The 20,025-nt window shown below is 66.4% G+C and carries 19 protein-coding genes; 10 read left to right on the forward strand and 9 right to left on the reverse strand.

Annotated elements, in window-relative coordinates; translation table 11 throughout:
- Positions 1–68 precede the first annotated feature (68 nt).
- Both CA260_RS01340 and CA260_RS01345 read left to right on the forward strand, forming a co-directional pair.
- Positions 69–929: a PP2C family protein-serine/threonine phosphatase gene (locus CA260_RS01340; RefSeq protein WP_111980672.1), complete on the forward strand. Its 861-nt coding sequence runs from the start codon at positions 69–71 to the stop codon at positions 927–929.
- Positions 926–1,876, forward strand: a complete 951-nt coding sequence (locus tag CA260_RS01345) for a tetratricopeptide repeat protein (RefSeq protein WP_238149584.1) — start codon at positions 926–928, stop codon at positions 1,874–1,876. The genes CA260_RS01340 and CA260_RS01345 overlap by 4 nt, the downstream gene beginning before the upstream one ends.
- 29 nt (positions 1,877–1,905) lie before the next feature.
- Here the strand turns inward: CA260_RS01345 and CA260_RS01350 are convergent, their stop codons facing one another.
- The 4 genes from CA260_RS01350 to CA260_RS01365 all read right to left on the reverse strand — a co-directional run bounded on the left by CA260_RS01350 (position 1,906) and on the right by CA260_RS01365 (position 5,451).
- Positions 1,906–3,609 carry a serine/threonine-protein kinase gene (locus tag CA260_RS01350; RefSeq protein WP_111980673.1) on the reverse strand — a complete coding sequence of 568 codons (1,704 nt, stop codon included), beginning with the start codon at positions 3,607–3,609 and terminating at the stop codon, positions 1,906–1,908.
- Positions 3,610–3,612: 3 nt separating this feature from the next.
- Positions 3,613–4,140, reverse strand: coding sequence for an FHA domain-containing protein (locus CA260_RS01355; protein ID WP_111980674.1), 528 nt, complete (start codon positions 4,138–4,140; stop codon positions 3,613–3,615).
- Positions 4,141–4,595: 455 nt separating this feature from the next.
- Positions 4,596–4,793, reverse strand: coding sequence for a hypothetical protein (locus tag CA260_RS01360; protein WP_111980675.1), 198 nt, complete (start codon positions 4,791–4,793; stop codon positions 4,596–4,598).
- A gap of 31 nt (positions 4,794–4,824) precedes the next feature.
- Entirely contained in the window at positions 4,825–5,451 is a 627-nt protein-coding gene (locus tag CA260_RS01365) for a glutathione S-transferase family protein (protein WP_111980676.1), read from the reverse strand.
- Between the two features lie 112 nt (positions 5,452–5,563).
- On the opposite strand from CA260_RS01365, the gene CA260_RS01370 reads away from it, so the two are divergent.
- Positions 5,564–6,034, forward strand: coding sequence for an Lrp/AsnC family transcriptional regulator (locus CA260_RS01370; protein ID WP_111980677.1), 471 nt, complete (start codon positions 5,564–5,566; stop codon positions 6,032–6,034).
- A gap of 37 nt (positions 6,035–6,071) precedes the next feature.
- On the opposite strand, the gene CA260_RS01375 is transcribed toward CA260_RS01370, so the two are convergent.
- Positions 6,072–7,064 (reverse strand): aldo/keto reductase, encoded by a 993-nt coding sequence (locus tag CA260_RS01375; RefSeq protein ID WP_111980678.1) that lies wholly within the window; start codon positions 7,062–7,064, stop codon positions 6,072–6,074.
- Positions 7,065–7,204: 140 nt separating this feature from the next.
- Between CA260_RS01375 and CA260_RS01380 the strand changes: the two genes are divergently transcribed.
- The gene (locus CA260_RS01380) at positions 7,205–8,104 is read left to right on the forward strand and encodes a LysR family transcriptional regulator (RefSeq protein ID WP_111980679.1); all 900 of its coding nucleotides are present in this window, start codon (positions 7,205–7,207) and stop codon (positions 8,102–8,104) included.
- A gap of 156 nt (positions 8,105–8,260) precedes the next feature.
- Here the strand turns inward: CA260_RS01380 and CA260_RS01385 are convergent, their stop codons facing one another.
- The gene (locus CA260_RS01385) at positions 8,261–10,306 is read right to left on the reverse strand and encodes an amidohydrolase family protein (protein ID WP_172461691.1); all 2,046 of its coding nucleotides are present in this window, start codon (positions 10,304–10,306) and stop codon (positions 8,261–8,263) included.
- A 224-nt stretch (positions 10,307–10,530) separates the two neighbouring features.
- Between CA260_RS01385 and CA260_RS01390 the strand changes: the two genes are divergently transcribed.
- Together CA260_RS01390 and CA260_RS01395 are read left to right on the forward strand one after the other, a co-directional pair.
- A complete protein-coding gene (locus CA260_RS01390; RefSeq protein WP_111980681.1) occupies positions 10,531–10,899 on the forward strand; it encodes a hypothetical protein in 369 nt (122 codons plus the stop codon).
- A 317-nt stretch (positions 10,900–11,216) separates the two neighbouring features.
- Entirely contained in the window at positions 11,217–13,550 is a 2,334-nt protein-coding gene (locus tag CA260_RS01395) for a S9 family peptidase (RefSeq protein WP_111980682.1), read from the forward strand.
- A gap of 207 nt (positions 13,551–13,757) precedes the next feature.
- Here the strand turns inward: CA260_RS01395 and CA260_RS21430 are convergent, their stop codons facing one another.
- On the reverse strand, positions 13,758–15,917 hold the full coding sequence (locus CA260_RS21430) for a M56 family metallopeptidase (protein ID WP_111980683.1): 2,160 nt from the start codon (positions 15,915–15,917) through the stop codon (positions 13,758–13,760).
- A 1-nt stretch (position 15,918) separates the two neighbouring features.
- Entirely contained in the window at positions 15,919–16,305 is a 387-nt protein-coding gene (locus CA260_RS01405; protein WP_038623068.1) for a BlaI/MecI/CopY family transcriptional regulator, read from the reverse strand.
- Positions 16,306–16,662: 357 nt separating this feature from the next.
- On the opposite strand from CA260_RS01405, the gene CA260_RS01410 reads away from it, so the two are divergent.
- The 4 genes from CA260_RS01410 (at position 16,663) to CA260_RS01425 (ending at position 18,955) form a co-directional block, all read left to right on the forward strand.
- Positions 16,663–16,860, forward strand: coding sequence for a hypothetical protein (locus tag CA260_RS01410; RefSeq protein WP_111980684.1), 198 nt, complete (start codon positions 16,663–16,665; stop codon positions 16,858–16,860).
- A gap of 6 nt (positions 16,861–16,866) precedes the next feature.
- Positions 16,867–17,733 carry a prohibitin family protein gene (locus CA260_RS01415; protein ID WP_111980685.1) on the forward strand — a complete coding sequence of 289 codons (867 nt, stop codon included), beginning with the start codon at positions 16,867–16,869 and terminating at the stop codon, positions 17,731–17,733.
- 152 nt (positions 17,734–17,885) lie between these two features.
- Positions 17,886–18,356 carry a bacteriohemerythrin gene (locus tag CA260_RS01420; RefSeq protein WP_111980686.1) on the forward strand — a complete coding sequence of 157 codons (471 nt, stop codon included), beginning with the start codon at positions 17,886–17,888 and terminating at the stop codon, positions 18,354–18,356.
- 128 nt (positions 18,357–18,484) lie between these two features.
- Complete coding sequence (locus CA260_RS01425) at positions 18,485–18,955, forward strand: bacteriohemerythrin (protein ID WP_111980687.1); 471 nt, start codon at positions 18,485–18,487, stop codon at positions 18,953–18,955.
- 41 nt (positions 18,956–18,996) lie between these two features.
- Here the strand turns inward: CA260_RS01425 and CA260_RS01430 are convergent, their stop codons facing one another.
- On the reverse strand, positions 18,997–20,001 hold the full coding sequence (locus CA260_RS01430; protein ID WP_111980688.1) for a ribonucleotide-diphosphate reductase subunit beta: 1,005 nt from the start codon (positions 19,999–20,001) through the stop codon (positions 18,997–18,999).
- Between the last annotated feature and the right edge of the window lie 24 nt (positions 20,002–20,025).

The following is a 20,025-nucleotide window of genomic DNA, read 5'->3' on the forward strand; positions in this document are numbered from 1 at the left end:
ACCGGGCGCAAATTATCATCGGCCCAGGTCCCCTAAGGTGCGGGACTGGGGGCGAAAGGGGGAGGGCGATGGAACAGGCTGTCGACTTTCAGGCGATACCACGGGTCGTCGCCGGACGCGCGCGTGGCGGTCGCGAGTCGCAACAGGACGAAGTGCTGTGTCTTCACGATGGCCACCAGGATGCCTTCCTGCTCGTGCTGGCCGACGGCATGGGCGGCGATGGCGCCGGCGAGCTGGCGTCGGCCGGCGTGGTCGATGCGGCACGGCGCCTGTGGAACGAAGGCATGTGGCGCGAGCAGCCGGGGCCGCTGTTCCTGGAATCGCTGTGCCAGGAGGCGCATGCCGAGTTGCATCGCCGTCGTGTCGGCCTGCACGCCGGGGAGCCGCATTCCACCGTGGTCGCCGTGCTGGTGCAGGGCGAACGCGTGTCGTGGGCGCACGTGGGCGATAGCCGTCTTTACCGCTTCCAGGGCGCGCGCCTGCTCGGACGGACCGAGGACCACAGCGTGGCCCAGCTGCGCCTGCTGCGCGGCGAGATCACCGAGGGCGAGCTTGCCACGCACCCCGACCAGCACACCTTGCTGCGCGGGCTGGGAGGTGACGAAACGCCGGTGGTCGAGCACGGATGCGCAGTGCTTCGCGCCGGACAACGTTTCGTGCTGTGCAGCGACGGCGTGTGGGAGCAGCTTTCCACCGAAGAGCTGGGCCGACTTTCCCGGCGCCGCGACCAGGATGCGGCGTTGCGGGAAGCGCTCGCGCTGGCCGTCGAACGCGGCGGCCAGGACGGCGATAATGTCGCGCTGATTTTTGCCTGCCCCGCGCGCGAAAGCTGGCTGCGACGCTATCGCGAGCGGCTGCGCTCGGTCCTGCGCCGCGGCGCGGCCGGCAAGCGGCAGGCGGTTAACACGTACAACGAGGCATCCTCTTGATCCGATCGTTTCATGCTACGCGCGCATCCTGCGGGCGAACCCTGCAGCTGGCCTTGCTGATGGTGACGCTGGGCACAGCGGGTTGTGCCCAGATGGGCGCGCTCAAATCCAAGGTCGACACGACCTTCCATGGTTCGGGCACGGCCTCGTCGGCGTCGGCGAGCGCGCCGGAAGCCGTCGAGCCATTGCCGCTCAACACCATCATCGGCAGCTACCTGATGAAGGGACGTTATGCCGAGGGCGAACAACGCCTGCGCCAATACCTGGCGAAATATCCCAGCGATCGCACCGCGCAGACCACGCTGCGGCAGCTGACCACCGATCCGAAGGTGGCGCTCGGTACCCGATCGCGCGCGTACGTGGCGCAGGCCGGCGACTCCTACAGCACGCTGGCGGCGCGCCACCTGGGCGATTCCAACCTGTTCCTGATACTTGCGCGCTACAACGGTTCGACCAACCCGTCGGTGCTGCATGCCGGCGATCCGGTGCGGCTGCCGCTGGCGGGCGTGCGGGTGAACCTGCCTGCCGAAGCCACCGCCAAGACCGCCACCGGTAGTCGGAGCACGCCCGGCCCCACCACGGCTGCCGTTGCCGCGCCGGTGCCGGCGGAAACGGCACCATCACCCGATTCGCCTTCGGCGAAGGCGCAACGTCTCCAGGTGGAGAGCTCGGCCCTGCTCAAGCAGGGGCAGAAGGACCAGGCGCTGGCGCGGCTCGACGAAGCGCTGACGCTGGACCCTCACCTGAAGCCCGCCGGCAACCAGGCGCTGCGCGACCAGTTGCTGGCGTCCTACCACGAGCGCGCGGTGGTGCTTTATCGCGACCAGAAGCTGGACCAGGCCATCGCGCTATGGGATCACGTGCTGGCGATCGATCCGGGTTACGAGCGCGCCGCGGTCTATCGCGCGCGCGCCATCGAACTGCAGCAGCGGCTCAAGCAGATCTAGGGTGTTGCCCTGGGCCCACGGGATGACGCTCAGCGGGCGTCGTCGTTGGCCGCGGGCGGCGACATCACCAGCGTGGGCTGGGCCGCATCCTCGGCCGTGGGGCGCGTCGGCATCGGCGCTTCGGCCGGCTGGCGCGACTGCAGGGCGCTGTTCATCAGGTTGAACGCGGCGAACAGCCGCCCGAGTTCATCGCGACGCACGAGGCGGATGCGGTAGCCGTAGTCGGCGCGCGCCACGCGCATCATCGCGTCGCCCAGCATGCCGAGCAGGGCGAGCGGCTGGCGGAACAGCCAGTACGCGGCACCCACCAGCGCCATCAGCGTGATCGCGAGCACCGCCGCGATGACCCAGAACGTCGTGCGCTGCGCGGCCAGCAGCGGTGCATTGCTTACGCCCAGGCGCAGTTGGCCGACCGACTTGTCCTGGTAGCGGATGGGTACGTCGAACAAGAGCATTTCGTTGCCGCGGTTGTCTTCGGCGACGCGGCCCAGGAAGCGCTCCACGCCGTCATCGAGCGTCTGCTGGCGTGCGCCGGCGATGGCGGGCAGCGCACGGCCGACGTCGGATGCCTGCGTGCTGGCGACCACGCTGCCTTGGCGATTGGCGATGGCGAGGTAGTGGATCTGCCCGTTGCGCGACATGTCCGCCACCAGGGCGCGGGTGGCTGCATCGTCGTTGAGCAGCAGGTTCTCGGCCGACTCGCTGGCCACCATGCGCCCCAGCGTGCTGCCGAAGTCGGTGGCCAGGCCCGTCACGGCGGAGTTCTGCTTGGTGTAGATCGCGGCCAGCCCCACCAGCAGCACCAGGCAGAGGATCGCGCTCAACGCGCCGATCCAGCGCAGCCGCAGCGAGATGATGCGCGCGGCCAGCGGTGATTCGCTGGTGCGTTCGTACTCACGCCGTGCGAGGCGCAGGTCGTTGATCACCTCCGCGCCGTTCTGGTAACGCGCTTCGGGCGTGGGCGCGAGCAGGGTGCGCACGATGCTGACCAGCATCGGCGGCGTCGCCGGGTCCAGCGGCGTGACCGTCGGGCGCGGCTGGCGCTGGCGTTCGCGAAGCAGGCGCTTGAGGTCGGTGGTGTCCGGCCAGGGCAGCTTGCCGGTGATCAGCCAGTAGAGCACCACGCCCAGCGAGAACAGGTCGCCGCGCGCGTCCGCGGATTCGCCGCGCAGTCGCTCCGGCGCCATGTAGGCCGGCGTGCCGCCGGTCTTCCTGTCGCCCGCCTGCAGGTTGAGGTGCGCGGCGCGGCGTTCGGCGATGCCGAAGTCACTGAGCTTGGCGTAATGCCAATCCTCGGCGAGCATGATGTTTTCAGGCTTCACGTCATGGTGGATGACGCCTTGCCCATGCGCGTAGTCGAGCGCCGCGGCCACCTGCGATACCAGCTCGATCGCCACCGCCAGCGGCGGCAGGCCGTCGCGGGCCACGCGGCTGGCGAGCGTCTCGCCCGACAGGCGCTCCATCGCGATGTACTTGCGGCCATCCTCGGTTTCACCGGTGTCGAAGATGGTGACGATGTTGGGATGGACGAGATGGCCCGAGGCGCGGGCCTCCTGCAGGAAGCGCTGGCGTGAGCCGGGGTCGGCCGCGATGCTGCGATGCAGGCATTTGATCGCCACCGGCCGGTCGATGCCCGGATCGAAACCGGCATACACGATCGCCATGGCGCCTTCGCCGAGAACGCCATCGATGCGGTAGCGACCGATGGTGCGGGGAATGGTGGGTTCGCCCATGGGCTAGAGCAGCCACCACGCCAGCGCGGCGACGGCCGCGATCACCACCACCACGCCCACCGCGACCGCGACGCTGCGCATCGGCGAGCGCTGGCCGGGTTCACGCGTGAGGAACACGAACTCCACCTGGCCGAGGCGGACGCGGTCACCGTGCTTGAGGGTGGCTTCGTGCACGCGCTTGCCGTTCACGAAGGTGCCGTTGGTCGACAGCGTATTCATGATCACGTAGTGACCCTGCTGGTTCATGATCCAGGCGTGGGCCGACGACACGCTGAGGTCGCCGATCACGATGTCGTTGTCGTCGCGGCGGCCGATGGTCTGGCGTCCCGCGCGCAGCGAAAAGCGTCGGCCCTCCAACCCTGCATTGGCCCCTTCGAGCACGGGCTCGTGCACGCTGGCGCTTCCCGTGGATGCGGCGCCGGCTTCGTCGGCCAGGCGGTTCAGTTCATCCGTCGAGAACAACCGCGTGCCCTGCGGGCCCGAAGGGCGCCGGGAAGAAGCGGATGGCGTCACGTTGCGAGGGTTGTCCATCGGAGCCTTGGTAACAAAAGCAGTTCGACAATATAGCGAACAAGTCGGCCATTCCCGCCTGAACTGAAGCACCGGAACGCGACGAGGAGCGCGGGGCTTGCGCGATGCTGACGCACACGAGCCTCGCGTCGTCGACCTCGAAGGCGGCAACCGGAACAGGAAGCGGAAACACGGACGCGAGCGAGCATCCGCCGCGGAAAGTCCAGGCCGCGTCAAGGGGCCGGAGGGAGAGTGCCGCCGACGCTGCCGGAGGCGCAAAGAAAAAGGCCCCCTTGCGGGGGCCAGTGAGCCGGATCTAGGGGGGCGACCGGCCCGGGTGTCAGGCGTTCGTGGAAATGCCGACCGGCCTACATTGCCGCAGTCGCCTCGCGATCGGATGTAAGTGAACACCTACCCAAAAGGTAAGCGATCGGCGTGTTTCGTGTGGGTTCGCGCGAGCTTCACGTGCTGGCGCGTCACTGGGTGCGCACCTCGCCGTCGCCGATGCCCAGGCAGAAGCGAAACGGCCAACGGAGCCGTCGCTTGCCGTGCGCCGGGCGGGCCTGCGCGGCCTGGTGCGCATCCGGGTGCGGCCGCTCCTTCAGCCGGCGCAGCAGCTTGAGGTCGGTGATGTGGCCGTGCAGGAACAGCAGGTCAGCCCAGAGCGAGCTCATGGAAATCTCCAAAGGAAGGTGGGTGGATGGATCAGTCCACCGTCTGCCCGGCGAGCGGGGTGGCGAGCATCGAAGGGCGTTCGCTGAAGCGGCGATACCAGGACGCGAGGCGCGGACGGCCCTGCTCGAAATCCGGCAGGTCGCGGAACGCCAGCCAGCTCAGCGCGGTGGCAAGCGCGATCTGGCCGAGGTCGACCAGCGCATCGCTCGCGCGGTCGGCCCACTCGCGCTCCAGGAAATCGTAGGACGCCACCAGCTTCTCGATCTGCCCGTCGCGCATGGCGGGATAGCGCAGTGCCTCGGGGCGCCTCACGGTTTCGTGGCGCACCGCGATGCCGGCATCGCACAGGCCCTGCGCGAGCGCCTGTGCGCGAAGGGTCAGCCAGCGTGCCGCCGGTTGCGCGGGGATGAAGCGTGGGCGGTCGTGCAGGGCGTCGAGGTATTCGCAGATGACATTGGAATCGAACAACGCCGTGCCATCGTCGAGCAGCAGCACCGGCACCTTGCCCAGCGGATTGCGCCGGAACACCTCGTCGTTGCGCCAGGTGGGGCTGGTCTCGTGATGCACCACGGTCAGCCGCTCGGCAAGGCCGGCTTCGTGAGCCATCACCAGCACCTTGCGGGCGTAGGGGGAATGGGTCTGGTAGAGGAGTTTCATGCGTGCCCGGGGTGATGAGGTGCACGCATTCTGCGGTTCCGTCACGCGGCCTGAGCGCGTAATGGCGGGCAAAGTCGTTGCCAGGCCGCGTCTTTTGACCTATCTATGCGGCATGGCGACAGACTACGAGCTGGACGATTTCGACCGAGAGATCCTTCGACGCGTGCAGGCCGATGCGCGCGCCACGGGCGAAGAGATCGGTGCACAGATCGGCCTTTCCGCGGCCGCCGTGCAGCGGCGCATCAAACAGCTGCGCAAGCTGGGTGTGATCACCGCCGAGGTGGCGCTGGTGAACCCGGCGGCGGTGGGCCAGGCCATGAGCTTCATCGTCGGCGTGGAACTGGAACGCGAGCGCGTGGACATGCTCGATGCGTTCCGCCGCGCGGCGCGCGCCGACCCCAACGTGCAGCAGTGCTACTACGTCACCGGCGAATCGGATTTCATCCTGATCGTCACTGCGCGCGACATGGACGACTTCGAGCAGTTCACGCGCCGCCTGCTGTTCGACAACGCGAACATCCGCCGCTTCACCACCCACGTGGTGATGGCGCGCGACAAGGTAGGGAGCATGGTGCCGGTCTGAACGCCACGCGGCCCGCAGGCCGCGTGGCTGGGTCGGGTCAGACGTTGACCATGCGCATCATGCTTTCGACGTAACGCGGGCCGGCGGCGACGTCGGGCGGAAACACCGCATCGATCGCCTTCAGCTCGTCCTGGCTGAGCGTGACGTCGAGCGCGCCGAGGTTCTCGTCGAGACGATCGCGTCGCTTGGTGCCGGGAATGCCGATCGCATTCGGATCCTGCGCCAGCACCCAGGCCAGTGCGAGCTGGGCAGGCGTGCAGCCCTTCTCGGCGGCGATGGCTTTCACCTTCTCCACCAGTTCCAGGTTGCGATGGAAGTTCTCGCCCTGGAAGCGCGGGCTCTGCCGGCGATAGTCGTCGGCCTCGAAGTCGTCGGGGCTGGCGAAGGCGCCGGTGAGGAAGCCACGGCCCAGCGGCGAGTACGCCACCAGGCTCACGCCCAGCGTGCGGCAGGCATCGAGCATGCCGTTTTCCTGCGGATCGCGCGTCCACAGCGAGAACTCCACCTGCAGCGCCGCGATGGGATGCACCTTGACCGCGCGCTCCAGCGTGGCGGCCGATGCTTCGGAGAGGCCGAGGTAACGCACCTTGCCCGCCTTCACCAGCTCGGCCATCGCGCCCACGGTCTCCTCGATCGGCACGTTCGGGTCGACGCGGTGCTGGTAATACAGGTCGATGTGGTCGATGCCCAGGCGCTTCAGGCTGGCGTCGCAGGAAGCGCGCACGTAGTCCGGGCTGCCGTTGACACCGCGACGGCTCGGGTCGTTGGGGTCGCGGATGATGCCGAACTTGGTGGCGAGAAAGGCCTGGTCGCGCCGGTCACGGATGGCCTTGCCCACCAGCACTTCGTTGGTGTGCGGACCATAGACGTCGGCGGTGTCGAGCAGGTTGATGCCGCGTTCCAGCGCGTGGTGGATGGTGGCGATCGATTCGGCGTCGTCGCGCGAACCGTAGAAATCGCTCATGCCCATGCAGCCGAGGCCGAGGGCGGAGACGGAAGGGCCATGCTTGCCGAGCTGTCGCATTTGCATCGGGGAATTCCTTGGCGGGAGAAAGGCAGGCACGCATTCTTCGGCATGACGGCTGGCAGATAAATGCTCAATAATCACCATCTCTGTTGTCGAAATGATCAACAATCGGCGATTCGCCGCCGGCCCTCGGAGGGCCTCCCATGGACCGTCTGCAAGCCATGCGCGTGTTCACCCGCATCGTCGAGTTGGGCAGCTTCACCCGCGCTGCCGACGACCTGAACCTGCCGCGCGCCACGCTCACCCACACCATCAAGCGGCTGGAGGAGCGCGTGGGCGCGCACCTGCTGCAGCGGACCACGCGCCGCGTGCGCCCGACCCGCGACGGCGAGGTCTACTACAACCATTGCGTGCGCCTGCTGGCCGACCTCGATGCGGTGGAGGCGGATTTCCGCGAGGCGGCGGTGGTGCCCAAGGGCAGGCTGCGCATCGACCTGGCGGCCTCGCTGGCGCGGCAGGTGCTGGTGCCGGCGCTGCCGGATTTCCTGGCGCGCTATCCGCAGATCGAGCTGGACATCGGCACCAGCGACCGCTTCATCGACATGGTGCAGGAAGGCGTGGATTGCGTGCTGCGCGCCGGCGACCTGCCGGACTCCACCATGGTCGGCCGCCGCGTCGCGAGCATGTCGCAGGCCACGGTGGCGAGCGCGGATTACGTGCGTCGCCACGGCCTGCCACAGACGCTCGCCGACCTGCAGGACGGCCACGTCACGGTGAACTGGGCCTCGCCCACCACGCGGCGCACGACGCCGCTGGAATTCATGGTCGGCCGGCGCATGCGCGAGCTCGTGCTGCCGGCGCGGGTCACGGTGAGCGGCACCGAAGCGTATCTCGCCTGCTGCGAAGCGGGCCTCGGCATCGCGCAGTTCCCGCGCTACCGCATCGGCGAGGCGCTGGCCAACGGGTCGCTGGTGGAACTGCTGCCGTCGACACCGCCGCCGGCCTTCCCGGTGACCGTGCTATACCAGTCGCAACGGCAACTGCCGCTGCGACTACGGGTGTTCATCGACTGGGTGGCCGGCGTACTGCGCGATCTGCCTTGAGGATCGCCCGCCGCCGCTCTTGTAGGAGCGCACCCTGTGCGCGAAAAGCCTACAGAGCGTAGACGCCGCAACCAAAGGAAACGCGACGACCGCATGCAACGGTATCGACGCGTCTCCGCGGTCGCGCACTGGGTGCGCTCCTACAGGGAAGCGTGCTTATTCAAACCACGCCGGCCGCTTGCTGATGCCACCCTCGGTACGCAACGCCGCGGCATCCATCAGCTTGCCGTCCATCATCACCACCTCGGTGTGGCGCAGGTCGCCGATGCGTTCGGCCGGATTGCCTTCCACCAGCACGAGGTCGGCGGCCTTGCCCACGGCGATGCTGCCCGTGCGCTGGTCCGCACCGACCAGATGCGCGGTGTCGATGGTGGCGCTGGCCAGCGCTTCGGCGTTGGTGAAACCGGCCTGCACATACAGCTCCAGCTCGCGCACCAGCTCCAGTCCACTGCCGTCGGTACCGGCCACGATCGGCACGCCGGCCTTGTGCATGGCGCCGACCAGCGCCTGCAGCTTGGCGAAGCTGGCGCGGTAGTCGGCACGCGTGAGGTCCTTGGGCACGGTGAAACCGCCCTGGCGGAAGCCTCGCTCCACCGACGGTGGCAAGGCGCCGACGTACGGCGCATACGCCGGGGAAAGATCACCGTTCTCCGGCACGAACAGGCTCTCGGCCACCACCAGCGTGGGATCGGAGGTGATCTTGTGCTGGGCCATGGTCGCGATCAGCGACTTCATCGGTTCCCTGGTGAGGTCCACGTCCTTGGCGTAGCGGCCCGGGCCTTCGAAACGGGCCATGCCGTTGGACACCTTCACCACGGTATCGGGCATGGCCTGCATCATCACGAAATAGATGTGCGTGATCTCGTCGTAGCCGTCGTCGATCGCCTCCTTCGGACGCATGCCGGCCGGCAGGTGGCCGTGCACGTGCAGGCCGAGCTTGTGCGCTTCGGCGGCGGTCGCTTTCACCCAGTCGGGGTTGAACGTGCCGTAGAACTTGATCGCATCGAAGCCCTCGTCCTTCGCCTTGTGCACCAGCGCGATGGCTTCGGCCTGCGAGGTCGCCACGTCGGCCACCTGGGCGGTGTTGGGACCCTTGCCGTCGATCAGCATCGAGGGATAGACCTTCGGTCCCAGCAGTTCGCCCTTGGCGCGGCGCTGCGCGCGCGACATGGTCTGCTCGTCGACGTTGCCCGGATCGCGCACCGAGGTAATGCCCAGCGACAGCAGCATCGGGCCGCTCGCGTCATCCGGCACGTGCTGGTGCGAATCCCACAGGCCCGGCACGAGGGTTTTGCCCTTGCCGTCGATCACCTGGGCGTCGCTCGGTACCTTCACCGACGCGGCCGGGCCGACCTGCGCGATGGCGCCCTTGTCGACCACCACGGTCTGGTCATCGACAAAGCGCTTGCCTTCGACGAAGGCACGCACATGCGTGAACGCCACCGGACCGGCCGGTGTCTTCAGCAGCCTGGGCACGATGGCCCTGGCGTGTTCGGCCAGCGCGGCGGTCTGCGCCTTTTCCAGTTGCGCCTGCGCCGACTCGTAACCTTCGGGCATCCAGGACAGGCCGTCGACGAAGGCGAAGAACTTGCCTGAGCCATCGACCCACACCGGTACCGGCGTATTGTTGAGTCCGGTCACCGCGTAGGCCGTCACCTGCTTCTGCGCCGCGCCTTCGCCCACGATGGCCGTGGTCAGCCGTTCGGCGTGCGCCTGGCCGCCGGGCAGCAGCGCCAGCGTGTGATCGGGCGAGGCGAGCAGCGTTTCGACGAGGTTGGCGTTGAGGTCCATCGGTCCGCCGAAGGCCACGTACTCGGCGGCATGGCGATACGGTGCGGAGCCTGCATCCACCGGACTCTTCCAGTTCGCGGTGGCGTTCTTGATCTGGAAGGTCTCGCCGGCATCGCCATTGGGCGTGTGGCCGCGGACCACCACGTGTTCCAGCATGCCGTCGCGACCCAGCGTGGCGCTGCTGTCCACTTCGGAAACCATGCCGCGCAACAGCAGGCTGTCGCGCCCCATGTGCGTGCCGTCGGCGGTGACCCAGCGCGCCGAGCTGCCGTGCTTGCCGGCGGTGGACATGATGGTGAAGCGTTGCGCATTGGTGGGCGGCTTGGCCAGCGCGTCGGTGGGCGTATCGGCGAGGCAGGGGACGGCAGGAAGCGCGAGACAGAGGGCGAACGCGACGAGCGGGGCACGCATGGCAAAGCCTCCGTGGAAGGTCGCAGGGAGTATCACCGGCCGATGGACGCCGCCATAGTGCCCGCCGGGGGTGTCGTATGGACTAGACTCAAGCAATCGGACCCATGGCCGATACCATGAAAGGCGAGTCGTTCGTTCCCCTGAACGGCATTGCTTCGGTCCGGACGCTGGCATGACGTGCCGGCGTTACCGCCGTACCTGCCCGACCGGAAGTAGCTACCTGCATGAAGCCTCACAAGCCTCACACCAAGGGACATCGCGTGGATTGGAACGATCCGCGCCTGGCCGACCTGCTGCGCCGGTCGGAAAACTGGAAGCTGGACAACCGCGGCCAATACGACCCCAAGGACGTGCAGATCCACCTCGGCTGGGCCGCCAACACCGCACGCGACGCCGTGCTTGTGTGGGAGCGCGACCAGGTGATGATGCTGGAGACCCGCTTCGCCATCCCGGTGGGCGAGCACGTGCGCGTGGACGAACCGCGTGGCGAGACCATGCGCACCGCATGGGGCATCGTGGTCGAAGGACGCGAAGGCTTCCGCGAGGAAGACCGCGAGAACGGCATCCACCTGTACTGGCTGCACCTGCGCTGAGAGTCGCGCGCTGCCCTTTGTAGGAGCGCACCCGGTGCGCGCCGGTCTTCACTGTTCGTCGTCATCCCGGCGCAGCCGAGGCGCGAGGTTTCTCCCTGTAGGAGCGCACCCAGTGCGCGATGGCCGCGATTCACAACCCTGCGGTCGCGCGCTGGGTGCGCTCCCGCAAGGGCAGCAGGTGAGGCACGCCCCGCCCTTCATCCCTATGGGCACGGGACCAATGGCAGGGGTCCCTACCCGCCGCCGACAGTAGGATGAAAGGTTGAACGCGGCGCCCACGACGGCGTCCGCCACAAGCAGCAGACTGGGGAGAACGCATGGTTCCGATGAAACACGGCACGCGCCTGCTGGGCGCGCTGGTGCTGGGTGCACTTTCGACGGGCGCGGCGGCACAGGGCCGCACGCTCACCAACGACGACTACGCCAAGGCCGAGCGCTACGTGGGCTACAACACCACGCCGCTGGTCGATCACGCCGTGACCAGCGTGATGTGGCTGGACAATGCTCACTTCTGGTACCGCGACCACGACGCCAAGGGCGACCGCTACCTGCGCTACGACGCCTCCAGCGGCAAGACCACGCCGCTGTTCGACCATGCGCGGCTCGCCGCCGCGCTGGGCAAGGCGCTCGGCAAGCCGGTCAAGGCCGACAAGCTGGGCATCACCGGCTACAGCGAAACCGCCGACGGCCATCTCGATGTCGCCATCCGCGGCAAGCACTACCTTTGCGACAGCAAGGGCAACGCGTGCGCCATCGGCAACGACGAGAACTCCGAAGCGGTCGGACACGAGCCGGGCGTGCTTTCCCCCGACAAGCGCAGCGAAGCCTTCGTGCGCGACTGGAACCTGTGGGTGCGCGACGTCGTCACCGGCAAGGAAACCCAGCTCACCCTCGATGGCGTGGAGAACTACGGCTACGCCACCGACAACGCCGGCTGGAAGCACACCAACAAGGCCATCCTGGTGTGGTCGCCCGATTCGAAGCAGATCGCCACGTTCCAGCAGGACCAGCGCAAGACCGGCGACATGGTGATCGTGGGCACCAATGTCGGCCATCCTAAGGTGGAGAAGTGGAAGTACCCGCTGGTGGGCGACAAGGACGTGACGATGATCGAACGCGTCATCGTCGACGTCGGCAGCCACAAGACGCTGCGCCTGAAGATGGAACCCGACCAGCACCGCTCCACCCTGTGCGACGACGTCAGCTGCGGCCGCGACGGCGGCTGGGATGACGTGCAATGGGCGTCGGATGCCAGCTCGCTGGCCTTCGTGTCGTCTTCGCGCGACCACAAGCAGGCCTGGTTCCGTGTGGCCGACGTGCACACCGGCGACGTGCGCACCGTGTTCGACGAAAGCGTGCCGACCTATTACGAAAGCGGCAACGGCAAGGTCAACTGGCAGTACCTGCCGGAAAGCCACGAGGTGGTGTGGTTCAGCGAGCGCAACAACTGGGGCAACCTGTACCTCTACGACCTCGACAGCGGCAAGCTCAAGCACGCCATCACCACCGGCGAAGGCAACGTCACCGAGGTGCTCAAGGTCGATGCGAAGTCGCGCACGGCGTGGTTCCGTGGCGTGGGTCGCGAGCACGGTGTCGATCCGTACTACCAGCAGTTCTACAAGGTGAGCCTGGACGGCGGTCCAGCCACCTTGCTTGCGCCGGAGGCCGCCGATCACACCATCAGCCTGTCGCCGGATGGACGTCTATTCGTTGATGCGTACTCCACGCCGACCACCGCACCGGTGACCGTGCTGCGCAGCGGCGATGACGGCCACGTGGTGGGCAACATCGCGAAGGCCGACATCTCGCGCCTGCTCGCCACCGGCTGGAAGGCGCCCGAGCCGTTCACGGTGAAGGGCCGCGACGGCAAGACGGATATCTACGGCCTGATGTTCAAGCCGACGAACTTCGATCCGTCGAAGAAGTATCCGATCGTCGACTACATCTATCCGGGTCCGCAGACCGGTTCGGTCGGTTCGCGCAGTTTCGCGGCGGCGCGCGTCGATCACCAGGCGCTGGCCGAGCTGGGCTTCATCGTGGTGGCGATGGACGGCATGGGCACGCCGTGGCGCTCCAAGGCGTTCCATGACGCCTACTTCGGCAACATCGGCGACAACACGCTGCCGGATCAGGTCGCCGGTCTGAAGGAACTGGGCAAGCGCCATGGCTGGATCGACATGGATCGCGTGGGCATCTGGGGTCATTCCGGTGGTGGCAACGCCACGGTGACGGCGATGTTCCGCCATGCGGACCTGTTCAAGGTCGGCATCGCCGAGAGCGGCAACCACGACAACCGCAATTACGAAGACGACTGGGCAGAGAAGTGGCAGGGCCTGCTGACCACCGACAAGGACGGCAAGAGCAACTACGACGACCAGGCCAACCAAAACCACGCGGAAGGCCTCAAGGGTCATCTGTTGCTGGCGCACGGCACCATGGACGACAACGTGCCGCCGTACGAGACGCTGCTGGTGGTCGATGCGCTGATCAAGGCCAACAAGGACTTCGATCTGTTGCTGATCCCCAACGCACGCCATGGTTATGGCGCCGCCAGCAACTACATGATGCGCAAGCGCTGGGACTACTTCGTGCGCTACCTCGCCGGCGAAACACCGCCGAAGGAGTACACGATGAAGCCGCCGAAAGACTGATGCTCTAAAGCCCCTCTCCCTGTGGGAGAGGGGTTGGGGTGAGGGTGCGGACTCGCGAAACAGCTGATTACCGTGCCGGGCAATTCATCGAGACGTAAAGCCGCTCGCCTGCCGCGACTAAAGAAACCACCCGCGCACTAGGGCAGTCTTCCGTCGAACGAAGAACTCATCCACCGAGCTCTCCATTCCAGGAGAGTCTTCCACCCTTCAACGCAAACTCGTCGGCTTCGCCACGCCCCTGGCAATCGCATCGTCGAGCAGCTTTTCCATCTGGCTGTCGGCCTTGCTGTTCTCGCTGCGCTGGCGTTCTTCCAGCGCCTGTTGCTGGCGCTCCAGTTCGCGTTCCTGGCGCGCGAGTTCTTCCTGCTGATGCTGGAATTCGTGGTCTTCTGATGGCGTGTGGGCGCGCGAAATCATCGCGCGGATCTCGTTGTCCAGCATGCGGATCTGCGTATCCATCTCGCGCAGGTCGGCCTGCGTGACGCCCGGCCTGGATTCGAGTACGGCGCGTTGCGATTGCAGCTGGGCACGCTGGGATTCAAGCGCACCGTGACGGGCCTCCAGCTCACCCCGCTGTGCGGCAAGTTCACCTTCGCGGCTGGCCATGCGGCTCTGGATGCTGGCGATGCGTGACTGCTCGCGGGCGATGCGGCTTTCCATCGCCGCGATCTCGTGCACGGGCGCATAAGCATCCCGTGCATGGTCAATGGTGGCGGTATCGCGCACGACATAGGCCTGATTGCCGCGGCGGAACCATAGCAGCGGTTCGGAACCCTTGCGTTCCCGCTTCGCCGCTTCGATGTCGCGGTCGGTGCCGTCGACGAGGATGGTGCTGGCCTTGTCGTCGAACAGTGCGAAGCCATTCCTCGCGTCGCTATCAATGTCGATATCCACATGGTGGCCGCGCATCCCGAGGCTGGGTGGCGTCGGCGGTGTGGGAGGCGTCCGAGGCGCCATCGGCGTGGGCGGCGTCGGCGGCGTCAACGGAGTGGCTGGCGTCGGCGGCGTTGGCGGCGTCATCGGTGTGATCGGCGTTGCGGGCGCCGGTGGAGTCGGCGGCGTGGCGGGAACCGGCGGCGGTGCGGGCGGCTCCGGAATCCAATCGTTCGCCGCGCTGGCCACCGTTGCCTTGGCGGCCGGCGTGGCCTTCGCAGCGGGTTTGGCATCCACGGCAGGCGTGGCACGGGCGGCCGGCGTCGCCGACACTGCCGGGGTGGCCTTCGCTGCAGGCTGCGGTGTCGGTGCAGGCGCAGCCACGGACGCAGCCGGCGCGGGTGATGGCGTCGGCGACTCGGCCGCTGCCTGCGTCACGCGATAGGGCAGCACGCCAGCGCAGGCCACGATCAGGATCAGCAAGGCGCTGCGCACACGCGAGGTGGCGCCCTGCGATACGGACTGCAGCATGGTCAGGCGGCGCTTGAGATTGAGGAAGGTGGGCGATGCACCGGCAAGGCCGGCATGCAGCGGATGCGCCACGCCCAGACGCAGCAGCAGGCGGCCGTAATCCTGTGGTGCTGCATCGTGCTGTTGCATCACCTGCGCATCGCAGGCGACTTCGCGGTTCAACGCATATTCGCGCATCGCCCAGGCCACGACCGGATGGAAGAAAAACACGCGTTGCGCAACGGCCGGCACCCAGCCCAGCCATAGGTCGCCGCGACGCAGATGGGCGAGCTCGTGCGCCAGGGCCAGTTTCGATTCCTCCGCGGTCAGCGCATGCTCTGCCGGCAGCAACACCACCGGCCGCCACCAGCCGCTCACCTGCGGCGAACGGATGTCATCGGAAACACGCAGCTCCGGGCAGCGGCGCAAGCCCATGGTGCGGGCCTGTGAACGGCAGGCGTCCTGCAGCGTCGGATCGTCCAGCACGCGCGAGCTGCGCAACACCGCCTGGGCCTCGCGCCACTGGCGCACGGCCATCAGGAGATGCACCAGTACGCCGGCCAGCCACAGCGCGAGCAGGATGTTCCGCCATGGCAGCGGGCTCTTCGTCGTGGCGGCGCGAGGCATGTCGGTGACGTAGCCCTCGTCCACCATCGGCGACGACGCGTTGGAGGCGCCGCCGAAATTCCCGATGCGGTGTTCGCTCGGCGCCACGAAGGTCGGCGTGGCGGGTGCGGTGACGATCACCTGCGCCATGGCCGGTTTGGCCGGCGCCAGCAGGGGCAGCGACACCGGCGTAGGCAGCATCAATCCCAGCAGTACCTGCGTACCCACCAGCCACCAGAGCAGCGAGCGCGTGGAAGCGCTGAGCCGGGGCGCCAGGCGGCAGATGAGCGCGATGGCGCCGATCAGCAACACCGCTTGCAGCGACGTCCAGCCGAGGCGGCCGGGCAGCGCATCCATCCATAGCGAGAGCGAAGTCATGTCAGGTCTCCTTGCGCCGCGTCTGCAGCTGGACCACCAGGGCTTCCAGTTCGGCCAGTTCCGAATCGCTGACCTGGCCACGTTCGGACATCCACGCCACGAAGGGCGACACCGAACCGCTGAGGGTTTTCTCCACGAACTGGCCCACGGCGCTGCGCATCACTTCGCCCGGGCCGGTGGCAGGGCTGTAGCGATACACGCCCTGCACCTGGCGGCGGCGCAGATATGCCTTGCTGCGCAGGCGTTCCATCATGGTGAGCACGGTGGAGCGCGCCAGGCCACGGGGCTCGCCGTAGCCGGTCGCGACTTCGCCGACCGATGCGTTGCTGTGTTCGGCGATGTACTGCAGGAGCGCCAGCTCCTGGTCGCCGATGGTTGCCTTGCCCATGTGCACGATCCTTGGTGACTACATCTGTAGTCACGCTACGCCTTGCCTACAGATGTAGTCAATAGGCCGTTGGGCATTTCCTTCGCCGCCGTTCGACTTGTTGCATTGCACAATAAACGGAGTAGAGTGCGCGCCGTCCTCATCCAGCAGCGCGCATCGGAGTGCGCTTATGAAGACCCCATCACGCTCAATCGTTGACCTGCACCGCCTCATATGGCCATCGCTTCATTTGGCGGGTTAGCGCACCCAAGACGACTCCACCGCGGATCCAAAGCCGGCGTGCATCGCCGCGTCGACGATGACTGCATGGACGTCCAAACCGGCACTCGCCGCTGATCCATCACCTACGGGAAAACCATGAAGACGCTTGTCGACTGGCTGGCGCATCGGCCGTGGCCGTTCGTCGTCTGCCTGCTGCTGTACGTCGGTTTTATCGGTCCGGAACTCATCTCGGCCGCCAGCACCACTGCCGTGCTGCTGGGCCTGGTGTTTCTGGCGTTGCTCGTGGCCTGGGGCGCCGTGCTCCTGCGCCGCGGTTTCACCCACAAGGAATGATCTGTCATGAAACGCGTACTGACGTTGTTTCTCTCGCTTTCGGTCTTGCTGCTGGCGGCCTGCTCCAAGGTGCCGGCGGGCAATGTCGGCGTGAAGTTCCAGATGTACGGCGACGACAAGGGTTCGCTGCAGGAGCTTCCGCCAGGGCGTTACTGGGTGGGCTGGGGTTACGAGATGTATACCTTCCCCACCTTCACCCAGACCTACACGTTCACGCGCTCTGCCGCCGAAGGTCGCCCGGTGGACGAATCCATCAGCTTCCAGACGTCGCAGGGCCTCACCGTGAATGCGGACGTGGGCATCACCTATCACATCGATCCGAGCAGGGTGACGCTGATCTTCCAGAAGTACCGCAAGGGCATCGACGAGATCACCGACGTGTACCTGCGCAACATGGTGCGCGACGCCCTGGTGAAGGAGGCGGCAAGCCTGGACATCGAATCGGTGTACGGCAAGGGCAAGGCCAACCTCATCGAAGCCGTGCAGCGCGACGTGCGCGAGGAAGTCGGCTCGGTAGGCATCGTGGTGGAGAAGATCTACTGGATCGGCGAGCTGCGCCTGCCCGAGAACGTGGTGCAGTCGATCAACGCGAAGATCCAGGCCACGCAGATGGCGGAGCAACGCCAGAACGAAGTGGCACAGGCCCAGGCCGAGGCGCAGAAGGTGGAGGCCGAGGCGCAAGGCCAGGCGCAGGCACGCATCACCATCGCGGCGGCCGAGGCGAAGGCCATTGCGTTGAAGGGCGAGGCGCTGCGCCAGAACCCCAACGTGGTGCAGATGTCGGCCATCGAGAAATGGGATGGGCGCCTGCCTACCTACAGCGGCGGCGCGTTGCCCTTCCTCCACATCAACGCACCCGATAGCAGCAAGTGAGCAGCTGCCGGCCATGCTCCGGCGTGGCCGGCATGCTTTGCGGTTTAGTGTCGCTTTGCGTCAAAAACGCCCCTCGTCATTGATCGACATCAAGTCCGGTGCAGGAAAAAACACGGCCAATAGCCGGACTACTGCGCAAGGGAGGGTGCGATATGCCCCGCATGATCTGGCAAGACGATCTCAACACCGGCATCAAGGTCATCGACAACCAGCACCGGCGCATCGTGGAGATGATCAACCATCTCCACGATGCCATGGAGCACCGCGATCGCCGGGACATCAGCGACATCCTCGACGAGTTGGTGGACTACACGCTATCCCACTTCACCTTCGAAGAGTCGTTGATGGAGGACGCCGGCTACGAATTCACCCGTGCGCACAAGCGCGTGCACGAAGTGTTCGTCAAGCGCGTGTCGGAGTACCGGCTGCGCTTCCGCGCCGGTGAAGACATTGGCAACGAGCTGCTGCACACGCTGTCGCACTGGTTGTTCAACCATATCCGCAACGACGACAAGGCCATCGTCGATTCGGTGCGGCGCCACCTGCACGCCGTCGGCACGGAAGAGCAGGGTACCGGCTGGCTGGCTCGTTCGCTGCGCCGGTTCTTCGGTGCCGCCCATTGATCGCGCCGCGACGGACAGGCTCCTGCCGAGGCTTGGCGACGCAGGCACGCTTTGACTGACACACATCAAAGCGATCCACGAAACTATCGGCAACCTCTGTAAGCCAAAGGGAAACAGGGGGTAGGGGAATGACGAAGATCGAATGGCAGGACGACCTCGACACCGGCATCGAGGTCATCGACAACCAGCACCGGCGCATGGTCGCGATGGCCAACGCGGTATGCGAGGCGCAGAGGACCGGCGACCAGGCGACGATCGCCGAGGTGCTAGAGGAGCTGCTGGACTACACGCTGTCGCACTTCACCTTCGAGGAAGCGCTGATGGAGGACGCCGGCTACGCGTTCGTCGATGCGCACAAACGCGTGCACCAAGTGTACGCCGACCGCATCGAGGCCTACCGTGGTCGCTTCCGTGCCGGCGAGGATATTGCGGAGGAACTGCGCATGATGCTGATCGGCTGGCTCTTCCAGCATATCCGCAACGACGACTGGGCCTACGTGGATTCGGTAAAACGCAACATCCTCAAGCTCACCGGCGACACCGCCGAGGGCGGCTGGCTTCCCACGATGCTGCGCCGCTTCTTCGCCGGCAAGGGCTAGGGGCGTGCGCCGCGTGCCGATGGCATCGCGGCGCACGGGGGTCAGAACGCCATGTCGAACGCGACTTCGCCCTGCACGCCGACCTGGTAGGCCGACACGCGACGCTCGAAGAAGTTGGTCACTTCCTGCACGTCCTGCAGGTCCATGAAGTCGAACGGGTTCTTCGCGCCGTACTTCTTGGGCAGGTCGAGCTGGGCCAGGCGCTGGTCGGCGCAGTATTCCAGGTACTGGCGCATGTCCTTCACCGACAGGCCGGCCACGCCGCCAGAGAGCACGTCCTCGGCGAACTGCGTTTCGCAGGCGATGGCGTCTTCCAGCATCTCTTCGATCTGCACGCGCATGGCATCATCGAACAGGTCGGGCTCTTCCGCACGCACGGTGCGCACCACGTCGAAGGCGAACGCCATGTGGCAGCTCTCGTCGCGGAACACCCAGTTGGTCCCTGAGGCCAGGCCGTGCAGCAGGCCGCGCGAACGCAGGAAGTACACGTAGGCGAACGCGGCGAAGAAAAACAGGCCTTCGATGCAGGCGGCGAAGCAGATCAGGTTGAGCAGGAACTGGCGGCGGTGTTCGCGCGTTTCCAGCTTCTTCAGTTCCTGCAGCGAGTCGATCCACTTGAAGCAGAACTCGCCCTTCTGGCGGATGGAGGGAATGTTCTCGATCGCCGAAAACGCCTTGTTGCGCTCGGTCGGATCGGGAATATAGGTGTCCAGCAAGGTGAGGTAGAACTGCACGTGCAGCGCTTCTTCGTACAGCTGGCGCGAAAGATACATGCGCGCCTCGGGCGCATTGATGTGCTGGTACAGGTTGAGCACCAGGTTGTTCGCCACGATGGTGTCGCCGGTGGCAAAGAACGCGACCAGGCGATGGATCAGGTGACGATCGGCTTCGCTCATCTTCGAGCGCAGGTCGGTGACGTCCAGCGAGAAGTCCACCTCGTCCACCGTCCAGGTGTTCTTGATGGCGTTGCGGTACATCTCGTAGAACTCGGGGTAGCGCATGGGGCGCAGCGTGAGTTCGAAACCGGGATCGAGGATGTGGGACATGAGGAATTCCTTGAAGGCGCCAGC

Origin of the sequence: Dyella jiangningensis, from assembly GCF_003264855.1 — a bacterium.
Classification (GTDB): domain Bacteria; phylum Pseudomonadota; class Gammaproteobacteria; order Xanthomonadales; family Rhodanobacteraceae; genus Dyella; species Dyella jiangningensis_C.